Here is a 6,606-nt window from a genome sequence, read left to right on the forward strand (position 1 = left end):
GGCGGGAAACAATCCGAATATGCCCTTTCCCTGCAATTTTTTTTCCGCTACAATATCCTTTAACATGGCCCTCGCATCGGCAAAGAGTTCGGTGGCCTGTTTGCCTACGATTTCATCCCCTAAAATATCCGGATATTTGCCGTGCAGTTCCCAACTACGGAAAAAGGGCGTCCAATCGATAAAAGGTATAAGCTTTTCCAGATCTATATCCTCAATGACCTGAATGCCGAGTTCTTTGGGCTTTACGATTTCGGATGCTTCCCAATCAATTTTAAACCTATTGGCGCGGGCCGTTTCCAAGGGTTTGTACTCCTTATGCTGTGATCGGTTTTTGAATTTTTCCCGAAAAACCTCATAATCGTCCTTAATGGATTTTTTATAGGCCTTAGATGTTTGTTTTTGCAGCAGATCGCCCACCACGGTCACCGCACGCGAAGCGTCATTGACATGTACGACGGACTGGCTATACTGCGGATCAATCTTTACCGCCGTATGGGCCTTGCTGGTCGTCGCACCACCGATCAATAAGGGAACCGTGAAATTCTTGCGCTGCATTTCCTTGGCGAGGTGAACCATTTCATCCAACGATGGTGTTATCAGTCCGCTGAGCCCGATGGCATCTACATTGTGCTTGATGGCCTCTTCCAATATTTTTTCCGAAGGCACCATCACGCCCAAGTCGATGATCTCATAATTGTTACAGGCCAAAACGACACCTACTATATTTTTTCCGATATCGTGGACATCGCCTTTGACGGTCGCCATAAGAATCTTACCGTTACCTTCCGTATCGCCCTCTTGGGGATTTAGTAATTTTTCCTCTTCGATATAGGGTAGCAAATACGCTACAGCCTTCTTCATCACCCTAGCGGATTTCACCACTTGCGGCAGAAACATTTTTCCGCCGCCGAAAAGGTCGCCGACGACGTTCATGCCGGTCATTAGATTGCTTTCGATAACCTCGATGGGCTTGTCGGCCACTTGCCGGGCTTCCTCGACATCCTCGATTATATATTGGTCGATTCCCTTAACCAGGGCCCGGGTAATTCTGTTTTGCAGGGGTTCTTCGCGCCAAGACAGATCTACTTTACTTTCCTTCGCCTTTCCTACAACGGACTCGGCAAAATCCAAAAGTCGCTCCGTGGCATCGTCCCTTCGATTGAGAATGACATCTTCGACACGTTCCAACAAATCCTTTGGAATATCATCATAGATTTCCAACATCGACGGATTCACTATGCCCACGTTCATACCCGCCTTGATGGCATGGTAGAGAAACACCGAATGCATGGCCTCGCGAACGGGATTGTTGCCCCGAAAACTAAAGGATACATTGCTGACCCCCCCGCTCACGTGGCAATAGGGCAAATTTGCTTTGACCCATTTCGTGGCTTCGATAAAATCTAGTGCATTGAGTTTATGCTCATCCATTCCGGTCGCGACCGGGAAAATATTGAGGTCGAATATAATATCCTCGGGCGCAAAGCCAACGCGGTTTACTAGAACATCATAAGATCGTTTTGCTATTTCTATGCGGCGGTCATAATTATCGGCCTGGCCTACTTCATCGAACGCCATGACGATGACAGCGGCCCCGTATCTTTTAATGAGTTTGGCGTGATGGATGAATTCTTCTTCCCCTTCCTTCAGACTGATCGAATTCACAACACATTTGCCCTGCACCACCTGCAATCCCGCTTCGATAATCTCCCATTTTGAGCTATCGATCATAATCGGCACGCGGGCAATATCGGGTTCGGCGATGACGAGGTTGAGAAACTTGACCATGGCTTCCTTGCCATCGATCAGGCCGTCATCCATATTGATATCGATAATCTGGGCGCCGCCCTCTACCTGTTCGCGGGCAACATCCAGGGCCTCTTCGAACTTTTCCTCCTTAATAAGCCGCAGGAATTTTTTGGAACCGGCCACGTTGGTACGTTCTCCCACGTTTACGAAATTGCTTTCAGGGGTTACGATGAGCGGTTCCAAACCACTTAATTTCAGATATTTTGGTCGCTTTTTTTCCATCTATACACTTTCGACCAGCGTCGGTCTTGGATCATATTGTTTAACAAGGTTGGCAATGGCGGCAATATGCTCGGGGGTCGTGCCACAGCATCCCCCGACGATATTGACCAGGCCCTTTTCTAAATATTCCTTGATCTGCTCGGCCATCTGCTCTGGTGTTTCGTCATATTCGCCGAAGGCATTGGGCAGACCGGCATTGGGGTGCGCAGAAACAAAATGTTCGGATTTTTTGGCCAATACTTCCAAATGTGGCACCAACTGGTCGGCACCCAAGGCACAATTGAAACCAACGGACAAAATGGGAATGTGGGATATGGAAATCAAAAATGCCTCCGCCGTTTGTCCGGACAAAGTTCTGCCGGAAGCATCCGTAATCGTACCGCTCACCATGATCGGCGGGTCGATGTTGCGCTCTTCCTTGACTTCCTCAATAGCGAAAAGGGCGGCCTTGGCGTTGAGGGTGTCAAAAATGGTTTCTACCAAAAGCAGGTCGGCACCACCATCTAACAAGGCCTCGACCTGCTGTTTGTAAGCGATACGAAGTTCGTCGAAAGAGATGGCACGAAACCCGGGGTCGTTGACATTGGGAGACATGCTGGCCGTCTTATTGGTAGGGCCGATACTGCCCGCTACGAATCTAGGTTTATTGGGTGTTGCCGCCGTAAATTCTTCCGCTACTTTTTTGGCTATTCGAGCGGATTCGTAGTTGAGTTCGTAAACCAGTTCTTCCATATAATAGTCGGCCATGGCGATCGTGGTTCCTGAAAAGGTATTGGTTTCCACGATATCGGCACCAGCTAGGAAATATTTGCGATGCACCTCGGCGATGGCCTCGGGTTGGGTCAAGGACAAAAGGTCGTTGTTGCCCTGCAATGGATGCTCCCAGTTTTTGAACCGCTCTCCCCTAAAATCGGCTTCGGTGAACTTATAGCGTTGTAGCATAGTGCCCATGGCGCCGTCGAGGACTAAAATCCGCTCTTGTAGTATCTCTTTAATCATATAGGCATACCATATTAAAACCCATTACGTTGAATGGGCTCATCTAAAGTTTTTATTATCAAGAGGAAACAATAGACTAACAGTCTCGGTTTAAGTTATCTGCCGCGCCATTGATGCGATAGAATGTAGCACCTTCTTTTAGGTCCCGAAAGCATCGGGATAAACCAAAGGGTTGCTAAGGCTTCATAGGGTCCAATCCCTCCGCCTTTCTTGATAACGTTTCAATTTTTAGAATGAACTCACTGCAAAGTAACGGTACAGGGGGATGAAAAGCAAGGAAAGTCGGTTGTTTTTGGTAGTTACCTGAGAGTCCTGCTAGGTACTAGAGGGTCCTGCAAGGTATTCCCGACCGTAGGGAGAGTTCCTTGTAGGTCTGACGGGAGCCGATTAATCCCTGCCTCAGATCTACAAAGAGGCGCCGGAGCGACAATACCTTGCAAATTAGTGATCCAAGTCTTCCCTCAAGACTAGGCAATACTCTGCACCACCTCTTTTTTAGCCTCCTTCTTAGAACCATCGAATCCCGTCACCCCGCCAACCGTCGTATATTTCATTACATAGCGTTTTCCGGGATTGATACGTTGATACGCGAACTGGCACATGACGGCGGCCTCATGAAAACCGGATAAAATCAATTTTAATTTACCTTCATAGGTATTGACATCACCGATAGCGAAAACACCGGGAATATTGGTCTGATAATCTTTGGCATTGTTGACCTTGATGGCGTTGCGCTCGATTTCGAGGCCCCAATCGCCGATAGGGCCCAATTTTGGGGAAAGACCGAACAGGGGAATAAAATTATCGACCTCAACATAGGTCTCCCCTTTTTCGTAACTGTTATGTTTGATAACGACGGCCTCTAGATGTTCGTCTCCATACAGTTTTTTAACCTCGGCCTCGGTAAAGAGTTTTATTTTACCCAATTTGGCCAGTTCAGCTGCTTTTTCGACGGAATCCAAGGCACCTCGGAACTCTTTTCTGCGGTGCACCAAATATACTTCCGACGCTACATCGGCCAAAAATATGGCCCAATCCAAAGCGGAATCACCTCCGCCGGCAATCAACACTTTTTTATCGCGGTATACTTCCGGATCTTTCACCATGTAGGCCACACCTTTGTCCTCAAAATCGAGAATGTTCTCGATGAGAGGCTTACGGGGCTCGAAAGAGCCCAGTCCACCTGCGATAACCACTACGGGAGCTTGGTGTTTTGTGCCCTTATTGGTCGTAACGATATAGGAACCATCCTCTTGCTTATCCAAGGTTTCGGCGCGTTCGCCCAAAGTGAATCCGGGTTCGAAGGGTTTTATCTGTTCCATTAGGTTATCCACAAGTTCACCCGCCAAGATTTCCGGGAAGGCCGGAATATCGTAAATGGGCTTTTTGGGATATATCTCGGAACATTGCCCGCCGGGTTGTGTCAAAGCATCTATTAAATGACACTTCAATTTCAACAATCCCGCTTCGAAAACGGTGAAAAGTCCGGTTGGGCCTGCGCCTATTATTATAAGATCCGTTTTTATCATAACTAATTACTTTTTTATCGTTCCTGCCCTTCGACTCCCCTCAGAATAAACTTCGGCGGCAATCTATATGGCTTTACTTTCTGGTTAAAATTCACAAACTCATCGATCTTTTTTAAGAGAGATGTTGAAATCAAGGCTTTGTGTTTACTTCGAGATGCTGCCCTAGACCTAGAAGGATCGCTCGTGCCTCGCCCATACCTTGCTGGTCGTCGTTGAGGACACCTTGTTGCAGGTCGTTGTTGGCGACGACACCTTGCAGGTCAGTCATTATTTCCCGATGCCTAACTACCTCCCCAATAATAATAATCGCCGGATTGGCCAATTGTTGTCGTTGGACTTCCCTTTCTATGGATACTATCGTGCCAACCCCTACCTTTTCATCTTTCCGGGTACCGTTTTGGATGATAGCAATGGGCGTTTCCGATTTTCCTTCTTTTTTGAAAAGTGCTACGATTTGGGATAGTTTTGACATCCCCATTAAAATCACGACCGTTGCACTACTTTTTGCAGCCAACGCAACATCCCCTGATAATTTGTGCTCTTTGGTCGTGCCCGTGATGACCCAAAAACTTTCCGCGGCCCCTCTTTTGGTTACGGGAATGTTTTGTGCGGCCGGTACCGATAGGCACGACGATACTCCGGGTACCATGGCGACATCGAGTCCGTGTTTGGCTACATATTCCATTTCTTCTGCGCCACGGCCAAATACGAAAGGGTCTCCGCCTTTGAGGCGTACGACATGTCCATGGGATTTTGCCCGGTTTACGATCAGCTCATTGATTTGTTGCTGTTGATAGGAATAGCAGCCCTTGCGCTTGCCGACAAAGATGTGCTCGGCATTTGAGGCGTATTCTAAAAGTTCGGCATTCACCAAAGCATCGTACAAAACCACATCTGCGCTTTGCAAAGCCTTAACGGCTTTTAGCGTGATGAGTTCTTTATCGCCCGGACCTGCACCTATAACGGTCAAACGCCCCCGGCTTTGGCGCAGGGTATGACCAGCGCCGTCGAGGTGCCCGGCTGTCGAGATGTCGTCTATATGTTTCTGTCCATCCATCTTCATAATCGCTATACTTCTGCCAATTCTTGTTCCCTGAATTGCTCAACGGATTTTAGAAATCCCTTGGCATCGTTTAAATAGCTTTTAGCGAAAGCTTCAGTGGGTTCGTTTGATTTTAGCCGTAGCACCAAGGCTTCGAATCCGCCTGCAACGGGAATCCTGCCGTCGGCGACGAATTTTTCGTCGAAATCTTTCAGGATACTGGCGTGGGTATTGACCTTTACTTTTTCGGAGGTCAGCAACGCCTTGGCAGAATTGACCATCGAGGAATACGAATGGTATATGCTCGCCGCCCATTTTCCTTCATCATAACTTTCTTGCGCATTTACGATTTTCTCTTCGCTTTCGAACAATAAGGTCGCAATGAGGTCGATGACCACACCCGCGCACTCACCAATACCAATGGCTTTCTCATACCTTTCGGTGTTGCCCCAATCGATAAAATCATCGGGGGTAAGGTTGTCAATGTCGGACAATGGCGTCAAGAAATCGTAGAAATACATCTGTCCCTTTTCCGCATAGTAATCGGCGTAGGATTTTCCGTTTCCGTTCTGGTCGAAATCGTCCAAAATCAGGCGTAAGGCTTCAGGCCCACGTTTGCTGGGAACCTTTACAACCTTATCTGCAAATCGACCTTCGCCGTTGCCTATATTGCCACCGCCCAACAAGACCTGTAGGGCCGGGGCGACCAGTTTGTCCTTTGTTCTGACGGACATCCCTTGAAAACCGATATTTGCCATATTATGCTGGCCACAGGCGTTCATACAGCCACTGATTTTGATGGCCACATCGGGATTAGCAATGTAATGCGGATAATCCGCTTTGATAATTCGTTCCAGTTCTTCGGCGATACCGGTGCTGCTGGCGATACCTAGGTTACAGGTATCCGTACCGGGGCAGGCGGTGATATCCAAAGCGGTATTGTAACCGATTTCCGTAAACCCAAGTTTTTGCAGTTCGGTATAAAAGAAAGCAAGCGATTCTTCC

5 protein-coding genes and 1 riboswitch are annotated in these 6,606 nt (G+C 47.9%); all 5 genes read right to left on the bottom strand.

The annotated features are described in order from the left end of the window. Positions 1-2,031, bottom strand: a 2,031-nt coding sequence (locus ACEW8S_RS15790) for a dihydropteroate synthase (RefSeq protein WP_373519085.1), incomplete at its 3' end; no start/stop codon positions are given. Continuing rightward, positions 2,032-3,030 (bottom strand): homocysteine S-methyltransferase family protein, encoded by a 999-nt coding sequence (locus tag ACEW8S_RS15795; protein ID WP_373519086.1) that lies wholly within the window; start codon positions 3,028-3,030, stop codon positions 2,032-2,034. It abuts the gene before it with no gap. Positions 3,031-3,122: 92 nt separating this feature from the next. After that, a riboswitch (SAM riboswitch) is annotated at positions 3,123-3,250 on the bottom strand. A 247-nt stretch (positions 3,251-3,497) separates the two neighbouring features. Next, the gene (locus ACEW8S_RS15800) at positions 3,498-4,559 is read right to left on the bottom strand and encodes an NAD(P)/FAD-dependent oxidoreductase (RefSeq protein WP_373519087.1); all 1,062 of its coding nucleotides are present in this window, start codon (positions 4,557-4,559) and stop codon (positions 3,498-3,500) included. Between the two features lie 130 nt (positions 4,560-4,689). Beyond that, on the bottom strand, positions 4,690-5,622 hold the full coding sequence (cobA, locus tag ACEW8S_RS15805; RefSeq protein ID WP_373519088.1) for a uroporphyrinogen-III C-methyltransferase: 933 nt from the start codon (positions 5,620-5,622) through the stop codon (positions 4,690-4,692). A 5-nt stretch (positions 5,623-5,627) separates the two neighbouring features. Continuing rightward, the coding region (locus ACEW8S_RS15810) for a HEPN domain-containing protein (protein ID WP_373519089.1) at positions 5,628-6,606 on the bottom strand (979 nt) is incomplete at its 5' end.

It is taken from the genome of Pricia sp. (genome assembly GCF_041745955.1).
Classification (GTDB): Bacteria; Bacteroidota; Bacteroidia; order Flavobacteriales; family Flavobacteriaceae; genus Pricia.

Excerpts from the sequence above, each read along its gene's own strand:
- ACEW8S_RS15795 (WP_373519086.1), bottom strand. The coding sequence starts at position 3,030 with ATGATTAAAGAGATACTACAAGAGCGGATTTTAGTCCTCGACGGCGCC.
- ACEW8S_RS15800 (WP_373519087.1), bottom strand. The coding sequence starts at position 4,559 with ATGATAAAAACGGATCTTATAATAATAGGCGCAGGCCCAACCGGACTT.
- cobA (WP_373519088.1), bottom strand. The coding sequence starts at position 5,622 with ATGAAGATGGATGGACAGAAACATATAGACGACATCTCGACAGCCGGG.